The following is a 22866-nucleotide window of genomic DNA, read 5'->3' on the forward strand; positions in this document are numbered from 1 at the left end:
AGAGGTCAGCAGCGCCGGCCCCCGGTCCGGTGCGCGCCCTCTCGTGGTGCCTGTTGAGAGGGCAGCGAACCGCGGCCCTTATCGGACGGCCCTCGGACCAACTTACGTTTTGTACGCACCAGTCGCGGGCAGCGCCTCTTGCGCCCGAATAGCACCGAAGGTGCCGGGCGCGCGCCGGACCGGCCCGATGGGCCGGCGCTCTTGTGGGTGGCGTGCCTAGCTCACAGTGAGCAATGACCTTGTTGGGATAAAGCGCATAGCTCAGAGGTCAGCAGCGCCGGCCCCCGGTCCGGTGCGCGCCCTCCGTTGTGCTGGTGGAGAGGGTGGCCTAGGAGCGGGAAGAGACGTTATGCCCAGTCTCGGCTCGCCCCGACCGGCCTCAGCCGGGCCAAACGGCGGGAATCCCGCTCCAAACGGCCTCCGCCGCCCCAAACCGTGCGCCGCCACCCCAAACCCTCCCCCCTCCAAACCCTACCTCCCACCGGAAATAAAATTGCGGTGAGGCGACATAATATTGCGCATTCCCCGGCGTCTGCTATATGATCGCTAAATCGCTGACCCCACGTCCATGGAGTTCCTCATGCCCGCGCACCGGCTCGATCCGATCGACAGAAAAATCCTGTCCGAGCTGCAGGCCGACGGGCGGATGACCAACGTGGAGCTTGCCAAGCGGGTGGGCATCTCCGCGCCGCCGTGCCTGCGCCGGGTCCGCGCGCTCGAGGAACAGGGCTTCATCAAGGGCTATCACGCCGATGTCGACCCGCGCAGCCTCGGCTTCGAGGTGCAGGTCTTCGCCATGGTCGGGCTGCAAAGCCAGGCCGAGGCGGACCTCTCGGCCTTCGAGGCGCGCTGCCGCGACTGGCCGCTCGTGCGCGAGTGCCACATGCTGAACGGCGAGGTCGACTTCATCCTGAAATGCGTGGCCCCGGACCTCTCGACCTTCCAGAGCTTCCTGACCGGAGACCTGCTGACCGCGCCGAACGTCGGTAGCGTGAAGACCTCGCTGGTGATCCGGGGCGCCAAGGATGACCCCGGCGTGCCCTTCGAGGTGCTGGAGGAGCGGCTCTCGCGCACCGCCTGACGGCGGGGCGGGGCACCGGCCTCACCACCTCAGCGACCCAAAGCTCCGAATAACAATTGCCACGGCGCAAGGGGCCGCCAAAGAACCGCCTCAGCCGCCCAGGCGCAGCACCGCCTCGCGCGAGGTGCGGGGACGGGACAGCTCGCCGAAATCCTCGAGCCCGCGGCAGCCGGGGAAGAGCGACAGGAAGGTCTCGAGATAGCCCGGGCCCAGCTCGCGCCGCAATCCGGGGCCGGGGTGGTAGCTCTCGATCTCAAGGTTGCCGACCTTCAGCGCCTTATGCTCGGCCAGCGCCACGTGGTAGATCTGCACCGAGCCGCCGGGCTGCACCGGGATCACCCGTTCGCCATCGGCGTAATCGGCCAGGGGCACGAAGACGCTGTCATGCCCGATGGTCTCGCGGAAGCGGTCGCGGCGCACCAGGAAGCGGGCGGCGGGCCCGAAGACCATGTCGGTGCCCGGCATCTCGGGCCCGAAGGCGCCGCCGGTGACGCGGTAAAGCGTGGTCAGGATGCTGTCGCTGTCCTCGACCCGGGGCACATAGCTGGTCGAGCCGATCCAGACGACGGGTTCGGCGCCGTCCGAGGTCTCGACGTAATCGCCGGGCACCAGGTCCTCGACCGCGACCGGCCCCGAGGGGGTCTGCAACAGCGTGCCGCGCGCGAAGCCGCCGGCGGTCTCTTCGAAGACCGGATGGGCGGGCGCCGTGCGCGAGAGATATTCGACGGTAAGATCCGGGAGAAGGGCGGCGGCCTCGTATCTGCGCATGAGAGAAAGGGCACGACGAGGCCGCCCGACCGGACGAGCAAACGACTCTTGCGAGACGCGGTGTGAGCGCGGTGCATGGGCGTTGAGAAGGGGCGCCTGAAGACTGTTCATGTGATCACCCTATAAATAGGCTGTCACATCCGTGCTGGCCCCCACCAACAACGACGAACGGACGTTGCGACTGCGTTCATCATCAATAGGCCGGATCCGCGGCATTCTGTCAAAAAAAGAAACGGATTGGCGGCACCGGGCCGGCCAATCCGAGTCACGAGGGAAGATTGTTCTCGGGGCGCGGGCCAGTCCCGCCACAATTGGCGGGCGGGCCTGCGAATCACTTCAGGCGCTCTTGCGGTCCCGCGGCGCGGGCGCGGCGGCGAGCTTGCGGCGCGCGATGGCCGCGCTGCGCGGGGCGCCGCGCTGGAAGGGCAGGGCGGTGTCGAACTCTTCGGCGCTTTTCAGGATCGAGGCGATGAAGCGGCGCTTGGGGGTCATGGCGGCGGTGTCCTTTGGCTCTTGTCTTTGCTCGGGCGGGGTCTCGCTGCCCCTGGCCTCGGGCTCAGGATGTCGCCGGTTTGGGGCGGGTCTTTGACGGGTTCGAGACAATTTTCCGAAAACCGCCACATTGTTCGGGAATCTGCCGATGCGGTCGATTGATCGAAAATCATGGTCAATCAGGCGTGTTGTTCCGGGATTGTTGCGCGGATTGCGGCAAAACCGGGGCGCGCGGGCTGCACAGAGGCGCCCAGCGCCCGCTCAGAGCCGGATCGTCGAGATCAGCCGCCCGTAGTCGGCCTCCTGCGCATGGGTGGCGCGGCGGAAGGAATAGAAGCGATGCGCGTCGGAATAGGTGCAATGCCGGGTCCATTCGGCGCGCACGCCCGCCTCGCGCAGAAGGTGCAGCCCGAAGCCCGGCAGGTCGAAGAGCATCCGGTCGCCGTTGCCTTGCGCGAAGAACCGCAGGTATGCGCGGTTCTCGGCCTCGAAGGTGTCGAAGAACTCGGGGCCGACCTCGTAGGCGCGCTGGCTGATGGTCGGGCCGATGCTGGCGCGAATGCGGTCGCGCTGGGCGCCGAGCCGCTCCATGGCCGTCACCGTCGCCTCCAAGACGCCCGCCAGCGCCCCGCGCCAGCCCGCATGCGCCGCGCCGATCACCCCGGCCTCGGCATCGGCGAAGAGCACCGGCTGGCAGTCGGCGGTCAGCACGCCAAGCGCGATGCCGGGGCGGTTGGTGACCATGGCATCGGCGCGCGGGCGCGGCTGGCCGAGGTCGGGGTCGGTCACCGTGACCACCTCGGCGGAATGGATCTGGTGCACCGTCACCAATGCGCTGCGGGCGACCTGCATGGCCTCGGCCACGCGGGCGCGGTTGATCTCGACCATCTCGGATTGATCCGAGGAGCCGGTGCCGCAGTTCAGCCCGTGGAACACGCCCGAGGAGGCGCCGCCGCGGCGGGTGAAGAAGCCGTGCCTCAGGGGCGCCAGCGCCGGAGAGGTGATGATCTCCAGCGTCACGGCGCCAACCCCGGCGGCACGCCCGCGTCCTTTGGCACGATACCCATTACCTTGAAGAGAGAGCCCATTTCCTCGGGGTGGGTCAACCGGCGATGCGCGGCGACATGGGCTTCGAGCGCGGGGCCTGCGAGCCGGGCGGCCAGCGCCTCGGCGCGGGGCGTGATGCCGAGCCGTTCGAGGAAGACGCCCTGGGTGACCACCGGCGTCGCCATCGCGGGGGCGGCAGCGCGGGCCAGCGCGCCGAAGTCCACATGGGCGGTCAGATCGGCCTCGCCCGGGGTCTCGAGCACCGGCACCTTGCGGTGCGCCTTCAGCGCCTGGAAGCTGTCGCCGAGGCTGGTCTCGGCGCCGTAGTCGATCACCAGCGCCAGCCCGCCGGCCTGCGCGATGCGCTCGCCGATGAGCGTGGCCACGCCTTCGGCCGCCTGACTGACCTCGACGAGGTCGCCGTCGCGGGTGTCCTCCAGCCGGTGGGCCAGGTCGGGGCGGTCCGTCGCCTCGCCGAGACCGAAGGTCAGGCGCTCGCCCTCGAGCCCGATCACCCGCTCGCGCCAGCCCGGTCCGTCGCGCAGGAACTGCCGCAACGGCAGGGCGTCGAAAAACTCGTTGGCCAGAAGGAAAAGCGGCGCGTCCGCGGGCAGGGCCTCGGAGCTGTCGACCCAGGCGACCTCGTGGCCTTCCAGTGTGTCGCGCTGGCGCGCGCGCAGGGCAGGCGAGGCCTCGACCAGGGTCACGCGGGCGGCGGCGTGGAAGCCCGGCACCCGCGTCGTGGCGCGCAGCACGTCGGCCATGAGCGTGCCGCGCCCGGGGCCCAGCTCGGCCAGGGTGAAGGGCGCGGGCGCCCCCTGGTCGAGCCAGCTTTGCGCCAGGCACAACCCGACCAGCTCGCCGAACATCTGGCTGATCTCGGGGGCGGTGATGAAATCGCCTGCGCGGCCCAGCGGGTCGCGGGTCGCATAGTAGCCGTGGCGCGGGTGGAAGAGGCAGAGGCTCATGTATTCCGCCACCGACATCGGCCCCTCGCCCGCGATCCGGGACGTGAGAAGCGCCGAAAGCGTCATGTCCGCCGCGCCCGCATCACCAGGTAGAGCCCCAGCGCGATCATCGGCAGCGACAGGATTTGCCCCATGGTCAGCCCGTAGCCGCCGATGTGCCAGGCCAGGCCCAGCGGGTTCTCGGGGGTGACGAACTGCGCGTCGGGCTGGCGGAGGAACTCCACCGTGAAGCGCGCGAGCCCGTAGCCCGCCGCGAAGATCCCGGTGGCCAGCCCCGGGCGGCGGAGGAGGCCGCGCCGGAAGGCGAGATAGAGCAGCACAGCGCCCAGGATCAGCCCTTCGAGCGCCGCCTCGTAGAGCTGCGAGGGATGGCGCGCGCAAAGCTCGCCGATCGGCTGGCCGCAGGACTGTGCAAGCTCGCCGGGGAAGATCACCCCCCAGGGCAGATCGGTCGGGCGGCCCCAGAGCTCGGCGTTGATGAAATTCGCGATCCGCCCCAGCAAGAGCCCCGGCGGCGCGGCCAGCGCCAGCATGTCGGCGGTGCTTAAAAGCGGCGCGCCCTGCCGCCGGGCATAGAGCGTCGCGGCCAGCACCACGCCCAGAAGCCCGCCGTGGAAGGCCATGCCGCCCTGCCAGACCGCGAAGACCTGCATCGGGTGGGCGAGGTAGTAGCCCGGCTGGTAGAACAGCACGAAGCCCAGCCGTCCGCCGAGGATCACCCCGAAGATGATCCAGGTCAGCAGCTCCTCGACCTGTTCGGGGCGCATCGGCGGCGTCTCGCGCGGCCAGAGTGCCGGACGGCGGACCGCCGCCACCGCCAGCCGCCAGCCGATCAGGAGGCCCGCGATATAGGCCAAGGCGTACCAGCGCAGGGCGAACTCGGTCCCGAAGAGCGAGATCGAGACGAGGTTGGGCGAGATCTGCGGGAAGTCGAGCGCGGCGATCATGGCGCTGAGAGGCCATGCCGGGGCGGGAGAGTCAACCTTGAGACGAGGCCCCGCAAGGGCCATATAGCGGGCAAGCGATCAGGAGAGAGACATGCAGACGCGCAACAAGGTATTCGACGATCTGAGCCAGCTGATGACCAACGCCATGGGCGTGGCGCAGGGGGCCAAGACCGAGGCCGAGACGGCGATGAAATCCATGCTCGACCGCTGGCTGGCCGACCGCGACTTCGTGACCCGCGAGGAATTCGACGCCGTGCGCGCCATGGCGCAGAAGGCCCGCGAGGAGAACGAGGCGCTGAAGGCGCGGCTCGAGGCGCTCGAGAACGGCTGAGGCGGCTAAGGCGCGGTGCCCGGCTGGGGGCCGCGCATAAGTCATTTGAACGGGGCGCGCGCGGTGGCTGACCGGCGCGCCCCGTTTCAGTTGTCCGCCGCCGCGTCATCCGCGCCGAGCGGGTGGTAGCAGGCCACGGCCCCGCCTCCGGGCGCCGCCTCAAGGGGCGGCGGTGCTTCGCTGCAGCGCGCGCTTGCCCGCGGGCAGCGTGCCGCGAAGGCGCAGCCCTCGGGCGGGTTCAGCGGGTCGGGCAGCTCGCTGCCCCGCGCTTCGGGCGCGGTCAGCGCCCGGCCCACGACCGGCGCGCTTTCGGCCAGAAGCCGCGTGTAGGGATGGCGCGGCGCGCGGAAGATGCGCTCGGCCGGGCCGATCTCCACCAGCGATCCGAAATAGAGAACCGCCACCCGGTCCGAGACGGCCTCGACCACGGCGAGGTCGTGGCTGATGAAGAGGTAGGTCAGCTCCAGCCGTTTGCGCAGATCGGCCAGCAGGTTCAGCACCTGCGCCTGCACGCTCACGTCCAGCGCCGAGACCGGCTCGTCGAGGATCAGGATCCGCGCCTCGGCGGCCAAGGCCCGGGCGATGCCGATGCGCTGCGCCTGGCCGCCCGAGAACTCGTGCGGGTAGCGGTCGAGGAACTCTGGCCGCAGGTTCACCGCCTCGAAGATCTCGGCGATCCGCGCCGCGCGGGCGGCTTTGTCCATGCGGTGCAGCTTTTTCAGCGGCAGTTCGAGGATCTGCCGGATCGTCTTGCGCGGATTGAGCGAGGAGATCGGGTCCTGGAAGACATACTGGATGCGCTTGCCGAACTCCGCCGGATTGGCGGTGTCGAGCGCGGTGCCCTCGATCTCGATGCTGCCGGTGCTGGGCGAGACGAGACCCACCAGCATCCGCGCCAGCGTGGTCTTGCCGCAGCCCGATTCGCCGACGATGCCCAGGGTCTCGCCCCGGCTCACCTCGAGCGAGACGGGCTGCACCGCCCGGACACCGCCCTTCGGGCCGCCGAAAAGCCCGCCGCGCAGGGGAAAGGTCTTGGACAGGTTGTCCAGTCGCAGGGCCTTGGTCATTCGGCGACCTCCCGGGCGGCTAGGGTCTCGGGGTAGAGGCAGCGCACCGCGCGGGCGCCCTCGTGCGTCAGCGGGATCGGGCCCGCGCGGCAGCTCTCGCGGGTCTTGGTGCAGCGGTCGGCGAAGGCGCAGCCCTCGGGCAGGCGGTCGACCGCGGGCGGCAGGCCGGGGATCGCCTCGAGCCGCCGGCGCCCGCCGCCCAGCTCGGGCACGCAGGCGATGAGTCGCGCGGTATAGGGATGGCGCGGCGCGGCCAGCACCGCGTCGGTCGGGCCTTCCTCGACCACCTTGCCGGCATACATGACCGCCACCCGGTCGCAGAGCTGGGCGACCACGCCGAAGTCATGGGTGATGAAGACGATCGCCAGGTCGCGCGAGCGGCGCAGGTCGTCGAGCAGCGACAGGATCTGCGCCTGCACCGTGACATCGAGCGCGGTGGTGGGCTCGTCGGCGATGATCACCTCGGGGTCGTTGGCCAGCGCCATGGCGATGCCGACGCGCTGGCGCATGCCGCCCGACATCTCGTGCGGGTAGTTGGCGATGCGGTTCTCGGGGTTGGGGATGCGCACGTCGCGCAGAAGCGCCACGGCCCGGGCGCGGGCGGTCTTGGCGTCGACCTTCTGATGCGCCTGGATCGCCTCGATCAGCTGGTCGCCGACCCGGTAGAGCGGGTGCAGCGTCGCCAGCGGGTCCTGGAAGATATAGGCGATCTCGCGGCCCCGGACGGCCCGCAGCCGGGCGTAGGGCGCGCCGATCAGGTCCTCGCCCTGGTAGCGCACCGCCCCGCCGGTGATCACGCCCGGCGGCGAGGCAACGAGCCCGGTGACCGAGAGCGCGGTGACCGATTTGCCCGAGCCGCTTTCGCCGATGATGCCCAGGCATTCGCCCGGCTTCACCGCCAGGTCCACCCCGCCCACCGCGCGCAGCCGGCGCTGGCCGACATGGAACTCGGTTTCCAGCCCCTCGATGGCGAGGACCCCGGGCAGCTTCTGCTCGGGCGGTGTGCTGCTGCGCGCTAGCCGGGTCGCCGCCATGGGCCGCGACAGCGCGCCGGACTTCAGTCGCGGGTCGAGCGCGTCGCGGATGCCGTCGCCCAGGAGGTTGATCGACATGACGATCACCAGGATCATCACGCCCGGCACCACCGAGGTATGCGGATGGCTGATCAGCGCCGCCCGCGCCTCGCCCAGCATCGAGCCGAGGTCGGCCTGCGGCGGCTGGCTGCCGAGCCCCAGGAAGGACAGGCCCGCGGTCTCGAGGATCATCCAGCCAATGGTGGTCGACATGGCGATGACGATCACCGGCAGCACGTTGGGCAGGATCTCGGTCAGGATGATCTGCGGCCGCGACAGCCCCGCGAGCCGGGCGGCATCGACGAACTCCTTGTGCGCGAGGCCCACGGTGATGCCGCGGATGTTGCGCGCGAAGAAGGGCACGTTCACGGCAGCCACGGCGATCAGCGCGTTCAAGAGGCCCGGCCCCAGCGCCGCGACGATGGCCAGTGCGAGCAGGATGTAGGGAAAGGCCATGAGCATGTCGACGCCGCGCATGATGACATTGTCGAGCCGTCCGCCGTAGAAACCCGCGATGACCCCGATCGCCGCGCCGATGCCGGCGGCGATCACCGCGGCGGCGAAGCCCACCGCCAGCGAGAGCCGCGTGCCCCAGAGAAGCCGGGACAAGAGGTCCCGGCCCAAGTGGTCGGTGCCGAGCAGCGCACCCTCGGAAAAGGGCGGCAGGAAGCGCTGGGCGGTATTGGTGACATCGGGGTCGGCCAGCGGCAGGAGCGGCGCGGAGAGCGCCAGCAGCACCACCAGGGTCAGGAGGATGCCGCCCGCCAGCGCCAGGCGGTTGCGGGCGAAAAGCGAGAAGGCGCCGGTCATGTGCGGATCCTCGGGTCGAGCAGGCTTTGCGCCACGTCCACGGCGATGTTGAAAAGCACGTAGCAGGCGGCGACCACGATCACCCCGCCCTGCACCAGGAGGATGTCGCGGCGCAGGATCGCATCGACCAGCATTCGCCCGATGCCGGGCCACTGGAAGACGATCTCGATATAGACCGCGCCCGAGAGCACGAAGCCCGCCTGGATGCCCAGCACCGGCAGGATCGAGACCATGGCCGCGCGCAGCGCGTGGCGCCAGATCACCGAGCGTTCGTGCACGCCCTTGGCGCGGGCGGTGCGGATGAAGTCCTGCCGCAGCACCTCTAGGAGCGCCGAGCGCGAGAGCCGGGCGATGACGCCGGTCGCCACCACGGCGAGCGCCAGCGCCGGCATGGCCAGATGCGAGGCCAGCGCCGCGGCGTCGCGGGCGCCGTAGATCGGCCACATGCCCGAGACCGGGAACCAGCGCAGCTGCACCGCGAAGAGCAGGATCATCATCATGCCCAGGAAGAACGAGGGGATGGAGATCCCCAGGAGCACCGTGAAGGTGATCGCCTTGTCGGCCCAGCCGTATTGATTGGCCGCCGAGATGGTGCCCGCGATCACGCCCAGCACCGAGCAGAGGACGAAGGAGGTGCCGGCGAGGATCAGCGTCGCGCCGAAGCGCTCCATCACCTCGTCGAGGACCGGGCGGTTCAGCGCGAAGCTCTGCCCGAAGTCGCCCTGCAGGAGGTTGCCGAACCAGATCACGTATTGCCGCCAGAGCGGCTCGTCGAGGCCGAGCTCGCGGTTGATCCGGGCGACGTTCTCGGGCGTGGCGTAGCTGCCGAGGATCGCCGTCGCCGGGTCGCCGGGGATCAGCGCCATGATCAGAAAGACGATCACCGTGATGCCCAGCAGCACCGGCACCGCCGAGACCAGGCGTCTGAGGATATATCCGCCCATAGGCTCTGCCTCCCTTGCGGGCCGGGGTGGTCGGGCAGGGGCCCCGAAGGGCCCCCGCGCGGGATCAGTTCTTGGTGACCTCGTCGAGGAGCAGGAAGAACGAGGGCTGCAGGGTGAAGTCCGCCACCCGGTCGTTGGTCACCGCGTTCTGCTTCCAGTTGGCGACGAAGACCCAGGGCGCATCCTCGTGCACGATGGCCTGCATCTCCTTGTAGAGCCGCGCGCGCTCGTCCTGGTCGGTGGCCCGGCGGGCCTCCTCGAGCAGGCTGTCGACCTCGGGGTTGGCGTAATAGCCCGAGTTGAAGCCGCCCTGGTCGGGCCAGGCTTCGCTGCGCAGCGCCAGGAAGGGCAGGGTGTCGGGGTCGTTGGTCATCCAGGCCATTTCGGCCATGTCGGCCTTGCCCTCGAGCCCGGGGTTCACCTCGCCGAGGAAGGTGTTCCACTCGTAGGTCTCGATGGTGACGTCGAAGCCCACGGCCTCGAGGTCGGCCTGGATCGCGGTGCCCATGGCCACCGGGTCGAGCATGCCCGAGCCGCCCTCGGTGACGTAGAAGGTCAGCTCCGCACCCTCGGCCCCGGCCTCGGCCAGCAGCGCGCGGGCCTTCTCGGGGTCGTAGGGATAGGGCGAAAGCTCCTCGTTGTAGGCCCAGGCAAAGGCCGGGGGCGTGGGCCCGGCGGCGACCTCGGCGGTGCCTTCCAGCACCTCGTTCACGATCGCCTCCTTGTTGACCGCGTAGTTGGCGGCCTGGCGCACCAGCTTGTCGGCGAAGGGGCCCTCCTTGGCGTTGAGGATCAGGAACCACAGGTGCGGCCCGGCCTGTTCGTGCAGCGCGTAGCTGTCGCCCTCGAACTGCGAGAGCGCCACCGGCGGCACCTCGACCATGAGGTCGATCCCGCCCGCGAGCATCTCGGCGGTGCGGGTGCTGGCGTCGGTGATCGGACGGAAGACCACGGCTTCGAGCGCGGGCGCGCCGTCCCAGTGGTCGGGGTTGGCCTCGACCACCACCGCCTCGTTGGGGCGCCATTCGGCGAATCGGAAGGCGCCGGTGCCCGAGGGGTTGCGGCCGAAGTCGCTGCCGTGCTCCTCGACCGCGGCGGGCGAGACGATCAGCCCGGTCGGATAGGCGAGGTTCGACAGGAAGGGCGCATAGGGCTCGTTCAGGGTGAATTTCACCGTGGTCTCGTCCAGCGCCTCGACCGTCTCGATGGCCGAGAAAAAGAAGGACAGCGGGAAGGGCCCGGTGTCGTAATAGGGGTGCTCCTCGTCGAGCATCCGGTCGAAGTTGAACTTCACCGCCTCGGCGTTGAAGGCGCTGCCGTCGTGGAAGGTGACGCCCTCGCGCAGGGTAAAGGTGTACTCGGTGCCGTCCTCGGAGATCTCCCAGTCCGTGGCCAGCGCCGGTTCCACCTCGAGCGTGCCGTCGCGGTAGCGCACCAGCCCGTCGTAGACGTTCATCAGGATGCGGAAGTCGTTCACCGCCGTCACCGCGGCGGGGTCGAGCGCCTTGGGCTCGGCGATCTGGCCGACGACAAGCACGCCGGGCGGGGTTTGGGCCTGCACGGGCGCGCTCAGCGCCAGGGTCAGGGCGGTGCCGGCGGCCAGGAGGCCTCGGCGGGTCAGATGTCCTATCGGCATGGGGGTCCTCTCCTGTTTCGGGCGATGTTATTTTTCATGATAAATTGCATCAGGCCAAATTTTCATTATAAATTCAAGCGCGCTGATACGGAGACAAAGCGATGACGATTTCGATCCTCGCATATGACGCGGAAACAGGCGCTTATGGCGGCGCGGCGACCACCGGCAGCCTCTGCGTCGGGGGCTGGGTCCTGCGCGGGGACGCCGAATCGGGGCTCTCGGCGGCGCAGGGCTCCTTGCCGAGCACGCTTTGGGGCACCGGGGTTCTGGCGCGGATGCGCGCGGGCCAGGCGGCCGAGGCGGCCGTGGCCGAGACTGTCGGCGGGGACGCCGGCCGCGCCCACCGCCAGCTCGCGGCGCTCGATCTTACCGGTGGCACCGGGCATTTTACCGGCGCCGACAGCATCCCCGCCGCGGGCGCGCGCGGCGCGCCGGGGGTCATCGTGACCGGCAATCTTTTGTCGGGCAGCGGGGTGCTGGATGCCTGCCTGAAGGGCTATCTCGACAGCCGGGGCAGCCTGGCCGAGCGGCTTCTCGCCGCGCTCGAGGCGGCGCGGGCCTCGGGCGGGGACAGCCGGGGGCTTCTCTCGGCGGCGCTCCTGGTGGTGGCGCGGGATGCCGCGCCGCTGAGCCTCAGGGTCGATTATTCCGAGACGCCGCTCTCCGATCTGGCCCGGCTGCACGCAAGGGCCACCAGCGGCGATTACGCCGAATGGGCGCGCCTGGTGCCGACGCTCGAGGCGCCGGAGCGCGCCGAGCCCTACAGCGCGCCGATCCGGCCCGCGGGGTGATCAATGGGTCATGAAACGCTTCATGACGACGGCCTGCTGGTCCTCCATCATCTCCCAGGCCATCTCCATGTGGGAGCGCATGATCGCGCGGGCGGCCTCGGCGTCGCCGGCCTCGATCGCGGCCAGAAGGTCGAGCTGGTGGCGCCGCCCGGTGCGCCAGAGCGCCTCGTTGGGCGCGGCGTAGAGCTGCTTGTAGACCGTCAGATCGGTGAGGATCTGCGACATGAAGCCGATCATGAAGGCCAGGAGCGCGTTGTCGGCGAAGCTCGCCAGCCGGGCGTGGAAGCGCAGCGAGGCGACATGCTGGCGGCGCTCCTCCTCGGGGCCGGCGGCGGGTGCGGCATAGCCCTCGACGATGGCGCGCAGCTCGGCGAGCCGCTCGGGCGAGAGCCTGCCGGCGAGGCTCGCCGCCACCTCGGGTTCGAGCGCGACGCGGATCTGGTAGATGTCGGCGATCGAGATGTCGCGGAAGTAGAAGTAATTTGCCAGGAGCGCATGCGCCCGTTCGGTCGAGACCTCGCCGACGAAGCTGCCGCCGCCGGGGCCGGTCTTGGTCTCGACGAGCCCCTGCGCCTGGAGAAGGCGCATGGCCTCGCGGATGGTGCCCTTGGACATGCCGAAGCGGGCGATCAGCTCGGTCTCGCCGGGCAGCCGGTCGCCGGGCTGCAGCCCCTGTTCGACCACCCAGTCCTTGATCGCCTCGGCCACGCGGATCGGGCGCGAGCGCTTGCGGCCCTTGCCTGTCTCGGGGGCGCCGGTGTCGACCATCACATGCCTCGTGTCACTTCCGAAGGTATCCATAGAGCCTATTCATCATGATAAATACAAGGGATTGCATGTCTGACGGAGTGGACGCCGCCGCCTGGCTGGAGAAGATCGCGGGCTGTTCGGAGCCGGGCCCGGGCGTCACCCGGCTGCCCTGGACCGAGCCCCATGCCGCCGCCCTGCGGCAGATCGCAGGCTGGATGCAGGCGGCGGGGCTCGAGGTCACGCGCGACGCCGCGGGCACCCTGGTCGGGCGGACGCCGGGGGCCACCGAGGCGCCGGCGCTGCTCTTGGGCTCGCACCAGGACAGCGTGCGCGAAGGCGGGCGCTTCGACGGCATCATGGGCGTGGCGCTGGCCTGCCTGGCGGTGCGGCGGCTGCGCGATGAGGGCGTGGCGCTGCCCTTCGCGCTCGAGGTGCTGGCCTTCGCCGACGAGGAGGGCGTGCGCTTTCCGACCGCGCTCATCGGCCCGCGCGCGCTCGCCGGGCGGTTCGACCCGGAGGTGCTGGAGATGCGCGACTCCGACGGCGTCTCCATGGCCGAGGCGATGCGCGCCTTCGGCGCCGCGCCCGAGGAGATCGCGGGGCTGGCCCGCGACCCCGCGCAGGTCGTCGGATACCTCGAGGCGCATATCGAGCAGGGGCCTGTCTTGGAGAGCGCCGATGCGCCGGTCGGGGTGGTGACCGCGATCTGCGGCATCGCGCGCTACGGCCTGCGGTTTTCTGGCGAGACCGGCCACGCCGGCACCGTGCCCATGGGCGAGCGCCGCGACGCGCTGGTCGCCGCCGGGCGCTTTGTCGCGGATGTCTCCGAGGCCGCAGGAGGCTTCGCCGAGAGCCGCGCCACGGTGGGCCAGCTGTCGGTCGCGCCCGGCGTGGTCAATGCGATTCCCTCCGAGGTGACGCTGACGCTGGAGCTGCGCGCCCCCGAGGACGCCACGCGCGAGGCCCTGGAGGCACGCGCGCGGGCGCTGGCGGAGGCGGCGGCTGCGGCCAACGGGGTCACGGTCGAGATGACGCGGACCTACGACCAGCCCGCGGTGGCCTGCGACCCCGGCCTGCGCGCGGCGCTGGGCGACGGCATGGCCGCGGCGGGGCTGGGCGCGCTGGAGCTGCCCTCGGGCGCCACGCATGACGCCTCGGCCATGGCGGACCTCTGCCCGGTGGGCATGCTGTTCCTGCGCTGCGCGGGCGGGGTGAGCCACCGGCCGGACGAATATGCGGCGCCCGAGGACATGGGGCAGGCGGTGGCGGTGCTGGCCGAGGCGGTGAAGGCGGTGGCCGCGCGGGGGTAGGGGACTGTGTGGGGGAGGTTTGGTGTGGAGCGGGGTTTTCGAAGTTACGGACGCTGCGCTCAAAGCTCTCACATCGGGCACCAACGTCTCACATTGGGCACCAAAGTGATGGGATGCGCCAACCCCATCCCGGCCAAACCAACGGACCATCAGCGCGCTTGGGCCCAACCTAGCGCCACTTGCGCCCGAATAGCACCGAAGGTGCCGGGCGCGCGCCGGACCGGCCCGATGGGCCGGCGCTCCTTGGGATGGTGTGCGCCGCTCGCCTCTAGCCCTGACCTTGCCGGGATAAAGCGCTTCGCTCCGAGGTCAGCAGCGCCGGCCCCCGGTCCGGCGCGCGCCCTCTGGTGGGCGTGTGGCACGCGCACCGGTTTCGGCTTCGATGTGAGCGCAACGGCACAGACGTCTGCACGCAAGCCCCCCGGTGCAGCCAGCGCTTCTTGCGCCCGAATAGCATCGAAGATGCCGGGCGCGCGCCGGTCCGGCCCCTTGGGCCGGCGCTCTTGTGGGTGGCGTGCGCCGCTCGCCTTTAGTCCTGACCTTGTTGGGATAAAGCGCCTCGCTCAGAGGGCAGCAGCGCCGGCCCCCGGTCCGGCGCGCGCCCTCTGTTCGGGAGGGGTATCGGCGGGGCAGGGCGCTTTGGGAGAGGTTGGGGCGAATCCCTTCGCGTTTTCTGGTTTGAGAGGTGGTGGGCGGAGAAGGAGGCGCAAAGCAGGCGTTTTATCCCGAAGGAGGGACAGCCTGAGCACCTAAGCTCCAGAGCATCCCGCAGCCACCAAGCTTCAGGAAGCCCCCAACCCGAGCACCTGGCGCCAGACTCAAACGCCAAGCCCCCAGCCCGAGCATCAAACGCCAGACCGCCTCGCAGCCCCACGCCAAGGCACCTCACCGAGCGCGCACAAGGCCACCCCGGCCACACCGCGCCAAAAGGCGCCAACCACCCCGACGATCACCAGATTTTCCGGATCAGTGGTGAGCCGTGCAGGATTCGAACCTGCGACCCACTGATTAAAAGTCAGTTGCTCTACCAACTGAGCTAACGGCCCACTGGGCGGGCTTCTAGAAATACCGCCGGATAGGGTCAACCCAAAAATTCGGAAAAAAGAACCGACCCCGGGGCACCCTCTGGAAAGGGCCCCTCGGGGGGCGTATATGCGCGCCCATGGCACAGGCGCAGGACGCGATCAGTTTCATCAAGATGCACGGGCTCGGCAATGATTTTGTCGTGCTCGACGGACGACGTGGCGCGCCCGAGGTCACGCCGGGCCTCGCGCGGGCGCTGGGCGACCGGCACCGGGGCGTGGGATTCGACCAGCTCGCGGTGATCGAGGCCCGGGGGCCGGGCGACGCGCATCTGACCTTCTACAACGCCGACGGCTCGACCTCGGCGGCCTGCGGGAATGCCACCCGCTGCATTGCCGATATGCTCCTGCGCGAAACCGGGGCCGAGGCGCTGGTCCTGACCACCGACCGCGGGTCGCTGCCGGTGGTCCGGGCCGAAGGCGGCATGGTCTCGGTCAACATGGGCCCGCCGCAGACCGACTGGGACGCGGTGCCGCTCTCCGAGCCGCTCGACACGCTGGAGCTGCCGATCGAGGGCGGCCCGGTGGCGACCGGCATGGGCAATCCGCATTGCACCTTCTTCGTGCCCGACGCCGAGGCGGTGGCGCTCGAGGCCTTCGGGCCGCGCTACGAACACCACGCGCTTTTCCCCGAGCGCACCAACGTCCAGGTGGCGAGCCTCACCGGCCCCGACCGCCTGCGCATGCGCGTCTGGGAACGCGGCGTCGGGGTGACGCTGGCCTCGGGCTCGTCCTCCTGCGCGACGGCGGTCGCGGCGGCCCGGCGCGGGCTGACCGGGCGGCGGGTCACGGTGGACCTCGACGGCGGCACGCTCGAGATCGACTGGCGCGAGGACGGCGTCTGGATGACCGGCCCGACGGCGCGGGTCTTCGACGGCACGCTTTCGGCCGACTGGCTGGCAGAGGTCACCCCATGAGCACCCCGCCCAAGTTCACCACCATGGGCTGCCGCCTCAACGCCTATGAGACCGAGGCGATGAAACGCATGGCCGCCGAGGCCGGGCTCGAAGGCGCGGTGGTGGTCAACACCTGCGCCGTGACATCCGAGGCGGTGCGCAAGGCCCGCCAGGAGATTCGCCGCCTGCGCCGCGACAACCCGGGCGCGCGGGTCATCGTCACCGGCTGCGCCGCCCAGACCGAACCCCAGACCTTCGCCGCCATGGAAGAGGTCGACCAGGTCATCGGCAACTCCGAGAAGATGACCCCCGAGGTCTGGCGCGACATGGCCGCCGATTTCATCGGCGAGACCGAACGCGTGCGGGTCAACGACATCATGTCGGTGACCGAGACCGCCGAACATCTGATCGACGGCTTCGGCACCCGCTCGCGCGCCTATGTCCAGGTGCAGAACGGCTGCGACCACCGCTGCACCTTCTGCATCATCCCCTACGGCCGGGGCAATTCGCGCTCGGTGCCGGCGGGCGTGGTGGTCGAGCAGATCAAGCGGCTGGTGCAGGAAGGCTTCAACGAGGTCGTGCTGACCGGCGTCGACCTGACCTCCTGGGGCGCCGATCTGCCCGCGACGCCGAAGCTCGGCGACCTGGTGATGCGCATCCTGAAGCTGGTGCCGGACCTGCCGCGGCTGCGGATCTCCTCGATCGATTCGATCGAGGTGGACGAGAACCTCATGCAGGCCATCGCCACCGAGCCCCGGCTGATGCCGCATCTGCACCTCTCGCTGCAGCACGGCGACGACCTGATCCTGAAGCGCATGAAGCGCCGCCACCTGCGCGACGACGCCATCCGCTTCGCCGAGGAGGCCCGCCGCCTGCGCCCCGAGATGACCTTCGGCGCCGACATCATCGCGGGCTTCCCGACCGAGACCGAGGCGCAGTTCGAGAACTCGCTGAAGCTGGTCGAGGACTGCGCGCTGACCTGGCTGCATGTCTTCCCCTACAGCCCGCGGCCCGGCACGCCCGCGGCCCGCATGCCGCAGGTCGATGGCACCGCGATCAAGGACCGCGCCAAGCGGCTGCGCGCCGCCGGCACCGAGGCCGTGGCGCGCCACCTCGAGGGCTCGGCGGGACGGGCGCATCACATCCTGATGGAGGCCCCCGACATGGGCCGCACCGAGCAGTTCGCCGAGGTGCGATTCTCCACCCCGCAGACCGAGGGCGCGCTCGTCACCGCGACGCCCGCGCGCCACGACGGGCGGGTGCTCTACGCCTGAGGCGCGGCGCCGCGCCCCGGGGCGGCACGCTGCGCTTGCGAGAGGCGGCACCTTCCGGCATCACACGGGGATGGATATTCGACGCCAGGCGCTTCTCGTCCACCTTCTGACCGCAACGGGCTCCGTCTTCGCCATGCTGGCGCTGCTCGCCGCCGCCACCGAGGACTGGGCGGTGATGTATCTCTGGCTGGTGCTGGCCTTCGCCGTCGACGGGATCGACGGCCCGCTGGCGCGGCGCTACCAGGTGCGCGTCAACGCGGCGCGCTTCGACGGGGTGCTGCTCGACCTGATCATCGACTACCTGACCTATGTCTTCATCCCGGCCTTCGCGCTCTTCCAGTCGGGGCTCCTGCCGGGCTGGACGGGGTGGTTCTCGATCTTCGTGATCACCTATGCCTCGGCGATGTATTTCGCCGACACCCGGATGAAGACCGACGATTATTCCTTCGAGGGCTTCCCGGGCTGTTTCAACATGCTGGTCTTGGTGTTCTTCGCGGTGGAACCGGCGATCTGGGTCATGGTGGCGCTGATCGCGGCGCTGGCGGTGGCGATGTTCCTGCCCTTGAAGTTCGTGCACCCGGTGCGCACGGCGCGCTGGCGCTGGCTGACGCTGCCGGTGGCGCTGGTCTGGGTTCTGGCCGCGGCCTGGGCGGCCTGGGTCGAGTTCGACCCGGCGACCTGGGCGGTCTGGCTCCTGGTGCCGTCCTCTGTTTACCTCTTGGGCGTGGGGATCGTGCAGCAGGTTTTCCCGGCGCGGGCGGGCTGAGGCGGCGCGCCCTCGGGCGCGCGCGCCGCGTGGGTTGGTTTATGCTTGGGGGCTTGCGGGCTGTAGGCCCTGACGGCGCGAGGGCCTTAGGCACTCTGCGCCATCCCAACCCAAAGCCGTCAGACCGCGGCGACGCACTCCCTCAGAAGCACTCCCTCAGAACCGCTCCACCCAGGGCCGCAGGGTCAACTCGTGGCTCCAGGCCGAGCGGTGCTGGTCGATCAGCGCGGCATAGCTTTCCGCGATGGCCTCGGGGTCGAGCATCGAGTCGGGGTTCTCCGCCGCCTCGCTACGCCCGGGATTGCGGATCGCCCCGTCGATGTTCACCCAGGCCACATGCACCCCCTGCGGATGCAGCTCGCGCGAGAGGCTCTCGGCCAGCCCGCGTTGGGCAAACTTGCCCATGGCGAAGACCGAGGAGCGCGGGAAACCCTTCACCCCCGCCGAGGCGCCGGTGAAGAGGATCGTGCCGCGCACGCCCCTTGCGTCGGGCTCGGCCTCCAGCATCCGCCGCGCGGCGCCCTGGGCGGCGAGGAAGGCCCCGAAGGCGGTGACCTCGACCGCGTCGCGCACCGCCTCGGGGTCGAGCTCGGTGATGCCGCCCGCGACCCGGCGCGAGGGGTTGTAGATCACCACCCGCGGCGCCTGCGGAAGCGCGTCGAAGAGCCCGGCCATGGCCTCGGTGTCGGTGGCGTCGAGCAGATGCGTCTCGGCGCCCAGCTCCTCGGCCAGGGGCAGCATCTTTCCTTCGCTGCGCGCGCCGAGATGCAGCGCGTAGTCGGGCGCGAGCCGCCGCGCCAGCGCGGCCGACAGCCCGTCGCCCACGCCCAGGATCACCGCGATGGGTTTGGTCATGGCGCCCTCCCTAGTCCTTCAGCCGGTAGCCGCGGCGGAACATCCGCCAGCCGACGAGATTGATCGCCAGGACCGCCGCGAGCGAGATCACGAAGCCCAGGACCGGCGAGCTGTCCGAGACCCCGATCATGCCGTAGCGCGCCCCGTCGATCAGGTAGAAGATCGGGTTGATATGGGTCAGCTCGTACATGCCCGGGGGCAGGGCGCTGACCGAGTAGAAGGTGCCCGAAAGGAAGGCGAGCGGGGTCACGATGAAATTGGTGATCGCGGCCATCTGGTCGAACTTCTCGGCGAAGATCCCCGCCACGATCCCGAGCCCCGACAGGAAGGCCGCGCCGAGGAAGACGAAGACCAGCGTCACCAGCGGGTATTGCGGCCAGACGCCCAGCACCAGGCCCACGCCAAGCGCGATGACCACGGCCACCACCAGCCCCCGCGCGATGCCGCCCGCGAGGTAGCCCAGCACCATCTCGGCGCCCGAGAGCGGCGGCATCAGCGTGTCGACGATATTGCCCTGCACCTTGGCGATCACGATCGAGGAGGAGGTATTGGCGAAGGCGTTCTGGATCACCGTCATCATCAGGATGCCCGGCGCGATGAAGGTGGTGAAGGGCATGCCCATCACGTCGCCCCGGCGCGGGCCGATGGCGATGGAGAAGATCACCATGAACAGCCCGGCGGTGACCAGCGGCGCGAGAAGCGTCTGGGTCCAGACATTGACGAAGCGCATGACCTCGCGTTCGGCCAGCGTGTAGAGGCCCATCCAGTTGACGCGGCCGAAGCGCCGGTCGCCCTGGCGGTGGGGAAAGGTATCGGACATGAGGTCTCCGGGTTGTATCTCGCTATGGGCTACATAAAATAGAGACCGAAGACGAGATGTCAGGCGGCTCTCTTTTCCGGGGGCCGCTTTTTATTCATTGAGGTATAGCCGATGTCCTGGACAGACGAGCGGGTCGAACTTCTCAAGAAGATGTGGGGCGAGGGACAATCCGCGAGCCAGATCGCCAAGGAGCTGGGCGGCGTCACGCGCAACGCGGTGATCGGCAAGGTCCATCGCCTCGGGTTGTCGAACCGTTCGGGCAGCGAGGCCTCCGAGCCCGCGCCCAAGGCCGAACCGGCCGCCGAGCCGAAGGCCAAGACCGGGTCCAAGGCAAAGGCGAAGCCTGCCGAGCCGAAGGAAGACCCCGCGATGAGCGACACCAAGAGCGCCGCGCCCGCACAGGCGCCGCAGCGCCCGAAGATCATCCCCGCCGGCCAGCCGCTGCCGCCGCAGCCCTCGGCCAACGAGATCAGCCCCGAGGCCCTGGCCAAGGTCAGCGCCGTGGAGAAGAAGTCCAAGAAGCTGGGCCTGATGGAGCTGACCGAGCGGACCTGCAAATGGCCCGTGGGCGATCCGGCGACCGAGGACTTCTGGTTCTGCGGCCTGCCGGTGCAGCAGGGCAAACCCTATTGCGAGGCGCATGTGGGCGTGGCCTTCCAGCCCATGTCCTCGCGCCGCGACCGCCGGCGGTAAGTCTGTCCGGCGCGCCTTTCGCGCGCACAGCCAGCATCCCCCCGGCGCGCACGCGCGTCCGGCAAAAAGACATCCCCCGCGCGGCGCCCTCCGGCCCGCGCGGGTGTTTCTTTGCGGGCCGGGAGCCCGCGCCGAGGCCAGGCCCCACGGCACTTGCCGGGACGTCCCGGCGCCCCTCAACACCGCGCCGCGTGTTGACCACCTGCGCTCGGCGCATCGCCGGGCCCGCCGCACCCCGCTCCCCCGTGTCCTCCAGTCCACGCGGAGCGTCACGTCGCGCGTCCTGCGGACTTCCCCGGCCCGCGCGGCTCGGCTACACCCGCCCCATGTCGCAGAATCCCCCCGATCTTCGTCCCGATCTCGCCCGCGCCCAGGTCTCCGAGAGCGCGCGTCCCGGCCAGCCGACCATCGGCATGGTCTCGCTTGGCTGCCCCAAGGCGCTGGTCGACAGCGAGCGCATCCTGACCCGGCTCCGGGCCGAGGGCTACGGCATCTCGGGCGACTACCAGGGCGCCGACGCGGTGATCGTGAACACCTGCGGTTTCCTCGACAGCGCCAAGGCCGAGAGCCTCGAGGCCATCGGCGAGGCCCTGCGCGAGAACGGACGGGTGATCGTCACCGGCTGCCTCGGGGCCGAGCCCGACTACATCACCGGCGCGCATCCCAAGGTCCTGGCCGTCACCGGCCCGCATCAATACGAACAGGTGCTGGACGCGGTGCATGGCGCGGTGCCGCCGGCGCCCGATCCCTTCGTCGACCTGCTGCCGGCCAGCGGCGTCAGCCTGACACCCCGGCATTACAGCTACCTCAAGATCTCCGAGGGCTGTAACCACAAGTGCCGCTTCTGCATCATCCCCGACATGCGCGGACGGCTCGCCTCGCGCCCCCATCGCGCGGTCCTGCGCGAGGCCGAGAAACTGGTCGAGGCGGGCGTGCGCGAGCTCTTGGTGATCAGCCAGGACACCTCGGCCTATGGCACCGACTGGAAGGACCGCGAGGCCAAGGCGCCGATCCTCGATCTGGCCCGCGACCTTGGCAGCCTCGGCGCCTGGGTGCGGATGCATTACGTCTATCCCTATCCGCATGTGCGCGAACTGGTGCCGCTCATGGCCGAGGGCGGCGTGCTTCCCTACCTCGACATCCCCTTCCAGCACGCGCATCCCGATGTGCTGAAGCGCATGGCGCGGCCTGCCGCCTCGGCCCGCACGCTCGACGAGATCCAGGCCTGGCGCGCCGCCTGTCCCGAGATCACCCTGCGTTCGACCTTCATCGTCGGCTACCCCGGCGAGACCGAGGCCGAGTTCGACTACCTGCTCGACTGGCTCGAGGAGGCGCAGCTCGACCGGGTGGGCTGCTTCCAATACGAGAACGTCGCCGGCGCGCGGTCGAACGAGCTGCCGGACCATGTCGCGCCCGAGCTCAAGGAAGAGCGCTGGGCGCGCTTCATGGAGAAGGCCCAGGCGATCTCGGAGAAGAAGCTCGCCGCCAAGGTCGGTACCGAGGTCGAGGCCATCGTCGACCTGGTCGAGGAGGATGCCGCCACCTGCCGCACCAAGGCCGATGCGCCGGAGATCGACGGCAACCTCTTCGTCGACACCGGCCACGAGGGGCTGAGCCCCGGCGAGATCATCCGCGTGCGGGTCGACGAGGCCAGCGAATACGACCTCTGGGGCGCGCGGGTCTGATCGCCATGGCCAAGCTCTACTTCATGTATTCGACGATGAACGCGGGCAAGTCGACGCTGCTGCTGCAGGCCGCCCACAACTACGAGGAACGCGGCATGGCGGTGCTGCTCCTGACCGCGGCCTTCGACGGGCGCGCGGGCGCGGGGCGGATCGGCAGCCGCATCGGGCTGGGCCGCGAGGCCGAGACCTTCGACGGCGAGAGCGATCTTTTCGCCCGGCTCGAGGTGCGCCAGCGCGAGGGCGGCGTGGCCTGCGTCTTCGTGGACGAGGCGCAGTTCCTGACCGAGGCGCAGGTCTGGCAGCTCGCCCGCGCCGCCGACGACCTGGGCCTGCCGGTGATGTGCTACGGGCTCAGGGTGGATTTCCAGGGCAAGCTCTTCCCCGGCTCGGCGGTGCTGCTGGCGCTCGCCGACGACCTGCGCGAGGTGCGCACGATCTGCCATTGCGGGCGCAAGGCCACCATGGTGGTGCGCCAGGACGCCGAGGGCCGGGTGCTGACCGCGGGCGAGCAGGTGCAGATCGGCGGCAACGAGAGCTACGTGAGCCTTTGCCGGCGGCACTGGCGGGCGGCCATGGCGGACTAGCGGGGGAAAACGCCGCACGCGGCGTTTTGGTCGGATCTTTGCGAAAGATCCTGGGCTCTGTGGCGAAGTGTGGAGAGAGCCCGTCAGGGAGCAAAGATCCTGGGCTTTGTGGCGAGGTGCGGAGAGTGCCCGTGAGGGGCGAAGATCCTGAACTCTGTGCCAATGTGCGAAGTGACCCCGTCAGGGGCGAAGACCC

At 69.9% G+C, this 22866-nt stretch carries 22 protein-coding genes and 1 tRNA gene; 10 read left to right on the forward strand and 13 right to left on the reverse strand.

What is annotated here, in order from left to right; all coding sequences use genetic code 11:
• Nucleotides 1–580 precede the first annotated feature (580 nt).
• Complete coding sequence (locus tag ACX938_RS16145) at nucleotides 581–1081, forward strand: Lrp/AsnC family transcriptional regulator (protein WP_232753407.1); 501 nt, start codon at nucleotides 581–583, stop codon at nucleotides 1079–1081.
• 90 nt (nucleotides 1082–1171) lie between these two features.
• Here the strand turns inward: ACX938_RS16145 and ACX938_RS16150 are convergent, their stop codons facing one another.
• The 5 genes from ACX938_RS16150 to lgt all read right to left on the reverse strand — a co-directional run bounded on the left by ACX938_RS16150 (nucleotide 1172) and on the right by lgt (nucleotide 5303).
• Complete coding sequence (locus ACX938_RS16150) at nucleotides 1172–1849, reverse strand: Hint domain-containing protein (protein ID WP_459431817.1); 678 nt, start codon at nucleotides 1847–1849, stop codon at nucleotides 1172–1174.
• A 336-nt stretch (nucleotides 1850–2185) separates the two neighbouring features.
• The gene (locus tag ACX938_RS16155) at nucleotides 2186–2341 is read right to left on the reverse strand and encodes a hypothetical protein (protein ID WP_459431818.1); all 156 of its coding nucleotides are present in this window, start codon (nucleotides 2339–2341) and stop codon (nucleotides 2186–2188) included.
• A 261-nt stretch (nucleotides 2342–2602) separates the two neighbouring features.
• A complete protein-coding gene (pgeF, locus tag ACX938_RS16160) occupies nucleotides 2603–3361 on the reverse strand; it encodes a peptidoglycan editing factor PgeF (protein WP_232753410.1) in 759 nt (252 codons plus the stop codon).
• Nucleotides 3358–4422: a class I SAM-dependent methyltransferase gene (locus tag ACX938_RS16165; RefSeq protein ID WP_459431819.1), complete on the reverse strand. Its 1065-nt coding sequence runs from the start codon at nucleotides 4420–4422 to the stop codon at nucleotides 3358–3360. Before ACX938_RS16165 ends, pgeF begins: the two co-directional genes overlap by 4 nt.
• A complete protein-coding gene (gene lgt, locus ACX938_RS16170) occupies nucleotides 4419–5303 on the reverse strand; it encodes a prolipoprotein diacylglyceryl transferase (protein ID WP_459431820.1) in 885 nt (294 codons plus the stop codon). Before lgt ends, ACX938_RS16165 begins: the two co-directional genes overlap by 4 nt.
• Nucleotides 5304–5394: 91 nt before the next feature.
• Here lgt and ACX938_RS16175 point away from each other — a divergent pair, with 91 nt between their 5' ends.
• Complete coding sequence (locus tag ACX938_RS16175) at nucleotides 5395–5634, forward strand: accessory factor UbiK family protein (protein ID WP_459431821.1); 240 nt, start codon at nucleotides 5395–5397, stop codon at nucleotides 5632–5634.
• 86 nt (nucleotides 5635–5720) lie between these two features.
• On the opposite strand, the gene ACX938_RS16180 is transcribed toward ACX938_RS16175, so the two are convergent.
• The 4 genes from ACX938_RS16180 to ACX938_RS16195 all read right to left on the reverse strand — a co-directional run bounded on the left by ACX938_RS16180 (nucleotide 5721) and on the right by ACX938_RS16195 (nucleotide 11164).
• Nucleotides 5721–6701, reverse strand: coding sequence for an oligopeptide/dipeptide ABC transporter ATP-binding protein (locus ACX938_RS16180; protein WP_459431822.1), 981 nt, complete (start codon nucleotides 6699–6701; stop codon nucleotides 5721–5723).
• Complete coding sequence (locus ACX938_RS16185) at nucleotides 6698–8584, reverse strand: dipeptide/oligopeptide/nickel ABC transporter permease/ATP-binding protein (protein ID WP_459431823.1); 1887 nt, start codon at nucleotides 8582–8584, stop codon at nucleotides 6698–6700. The genes ACX938_RS16180 and ACX938_RS16185 overlap by 4 nt, the downstream gene beginning before the upstream one ends.
• Nucleotides 8581–9528: an ABC transporter permease gene (locus tag ACX938_RS16190; RefSeq protein ID WP_459431824.1), complete on the reverse strand. Its 948-nt coding sequence runs from the start codon at nucleotides 9526–9528 to the stop codon at nucleotides 8581–8583. Before ACX938_RS16190 ends, ACX938_RS16185 begins: the two co-directional genes overlap by 4 nt.
• Nucleotides 9529–9592: 64 nt before the next feature.
• A complete protein-coding gene (locus ACX938_RS16195; protein ID WP_459431825.1) occupies nucleotides 9593–11164 on the reverse strand; it encodes an ABC transporter substrate-binding protein in 1572 nt (523 codons plus the stop codon).
• A 101-nt stretch (nucleotides 11165–11265) separates the two neighbouring features.
• On the opposite strand from ACX938_RS16195, the gene ACX938_RS16200 reads away from it, so the two are divergent.
• Nucleotides 11266–11955, forward strand: a complete 690-nt coding sequence (locus tag ACX938_RS16200) for a DUF1028 domain-containing protein (protein ID WP_459431826.1) — start codon at nucleotides 11266–11268, stop codon at nucleotides 11953–11955.
• Here ACX938_RS16200 and ACX938_RS16205 read toward each other — a convergent pair whose 3' ends face one another.
• Nucleotides 11956–12723, reverse strand: coding sequence for a FadR/GntR family transcriptional regulator (locus ACX938_RS16205; protein ID WP_459431827.1), 768 nt, complete (start codon nucleotides 12721–12723; stop codon nucleotides 11956–11958).
• Between the two features lie 68 nt (nucleotides 12724–12791).
• Here ACX938_RS16205 and ACX938_RS16210 point away from each other — a divergent pair, with 68 nt between their 5' ends.
• On the forward strand, nucleotides 12792–14015 hold the full coding sequence (locus ACX938_RS16210; RefSeq protein WP_459431828.1) for a M20 family metallo-hydrolase: 1224 nt from the start codon (nucleotides 12792–12794) through the stop codon (nucleotides 14013–14015).
• A gap of 970 nt (nucleotides 14016–14985) precedes the next feature.
• On the opposite strand, the gene ACX938_RS16215 is transcribed toward ACX938_RS16210, so the two are convergent.
• Nucleotides 14986–15061 (reverse strand) — tRNA-Lys (locus ACX938_RS16215).
• Nucleotides 15062–15177: 116 nt separating this feature from the next.
• Here ACX938_RS16215 and dapF point away from each other — a divergent pair.
• From dapF to ACX938_RS16230, 3 genes are all read left to right on the forward strand, one after another.
• Complete coding sequence (dapF, locus tag ACX938_RS16220; protein WP_232753421.1) at nucleotides 15178–16014, forward strand: diaminopimelate epimerase; 837 nt, start codon at nucleotides 15178–15180, stop codon at nucleotides 16012–16014.
• On the forward strand, nucleotides 16011–17267 hold the full coding sequence (mtaB, locus tag ACX938_RS16225; RefSeq protein ID WP_459431829.1) for a tRNA (N(6)-L-threonylcarbamoyladenosine(37)-C(2))-methylthiotransferase MtaB: 1257 nt from the start codon (nucleotides 16011–16013) through the stop codon (nucleotides 17265–17267). Before dapF ends, mtaB begins: the two co-directional genes overlap by 4 nt.
• Nucleotides 17268–17337: 70 nt before the next feature.
• A complete protein-coding gene (locus ACX938_RS16230) occupies nucleotides 17338–18033 on the forward strand; it encodes a CDP-alcohol phosphatidyltransferase family protein (protein WP_232753423.1) in 696 nt (231 codons plus the stop codon).
• 156 nt (nucleotides 18034–18189) lie between these two features.
• On the opposite strand, the gene ACX938_RS16235 is transcribed toward ACX938_RS16230, so the two are convergent.
• Nucleotides 18190–18888, reverse strand: coding sequence for an SDR family NAD(P)-dependent oxidoreductase (locus tag ACX938_RS16235; protein WP_459431830.1), 699 nt, complete (start codon nucleotides 18886–18888; stop codon nucleotides 18190–18192).
• 10 nt (nucleotides 18889–18898) lie between these two features.
• The gene (locus ACX938_RS16240; protein WP_459431831.1) at nucleotides 18899–19708 is read right to left on the reverse strand and encodes an ABC transporter permease; all 810 of its coding nucleotides are present in this window, start codon (nucleotides 19706–19708) and stop codon (nucleotides 18899–18901) included.
• A 111-nt stretch (nucleotides 19709–19819) separates the two neighbouring features.
• Between ACX938_RS16240 and ACX938_RS16245 the strand changes: the two genes are divergently transcribed.
• The 3 genes from ACX938_RS16245 (at nucleotide 19820) to ACX938_RS16255 (ending at nucleotide 22670) form a co-directional block, all read left to right on the forward strand.
• Complete coding sequence (locus tag ACX938_RS16245) at nucleotides 19820–20401, forward strand: GcrA family cell cycle regulator (protein ID WP_459431832.1); 582 nt, start codon at nucleotides 19820–19822, stop codon at nucleotides 20399–20401.
• Nucleotides 20402–20727: 326 nt separating this feature from the next.
• Nucleotides 20728–22086 (forward strand): 30S ribosomal protein S12 methylthiotransferase RimO, encoded by a 1359-nt coding sequence (rimO, locus tag ACX938_RS16250; protein ID WP_459431833.1) that lies wholly within the window; start codon nucleotides 20728–20730, stop codon nucleotides 22084–22086.
• Between the two features lie 5 nt (nucleotides 22087–22091).
• The gene (locus tag ACX938_RS16255; protein WP_459431834.1) at nucleotides 22092–22670 is read left to right on the forward strand and encodes a thymidine kinase; all 579 of its coding nucleotides are present in this window, start codon (nucleotides 22092–22094) and stop codon (nucleotides 22668–22670) included.
• Nucleotides 22671–22866: the final 196 nt, after the last annotated feature.

It is taken from the genome of Roseivivax sp. (assembly GCF_054552075.1).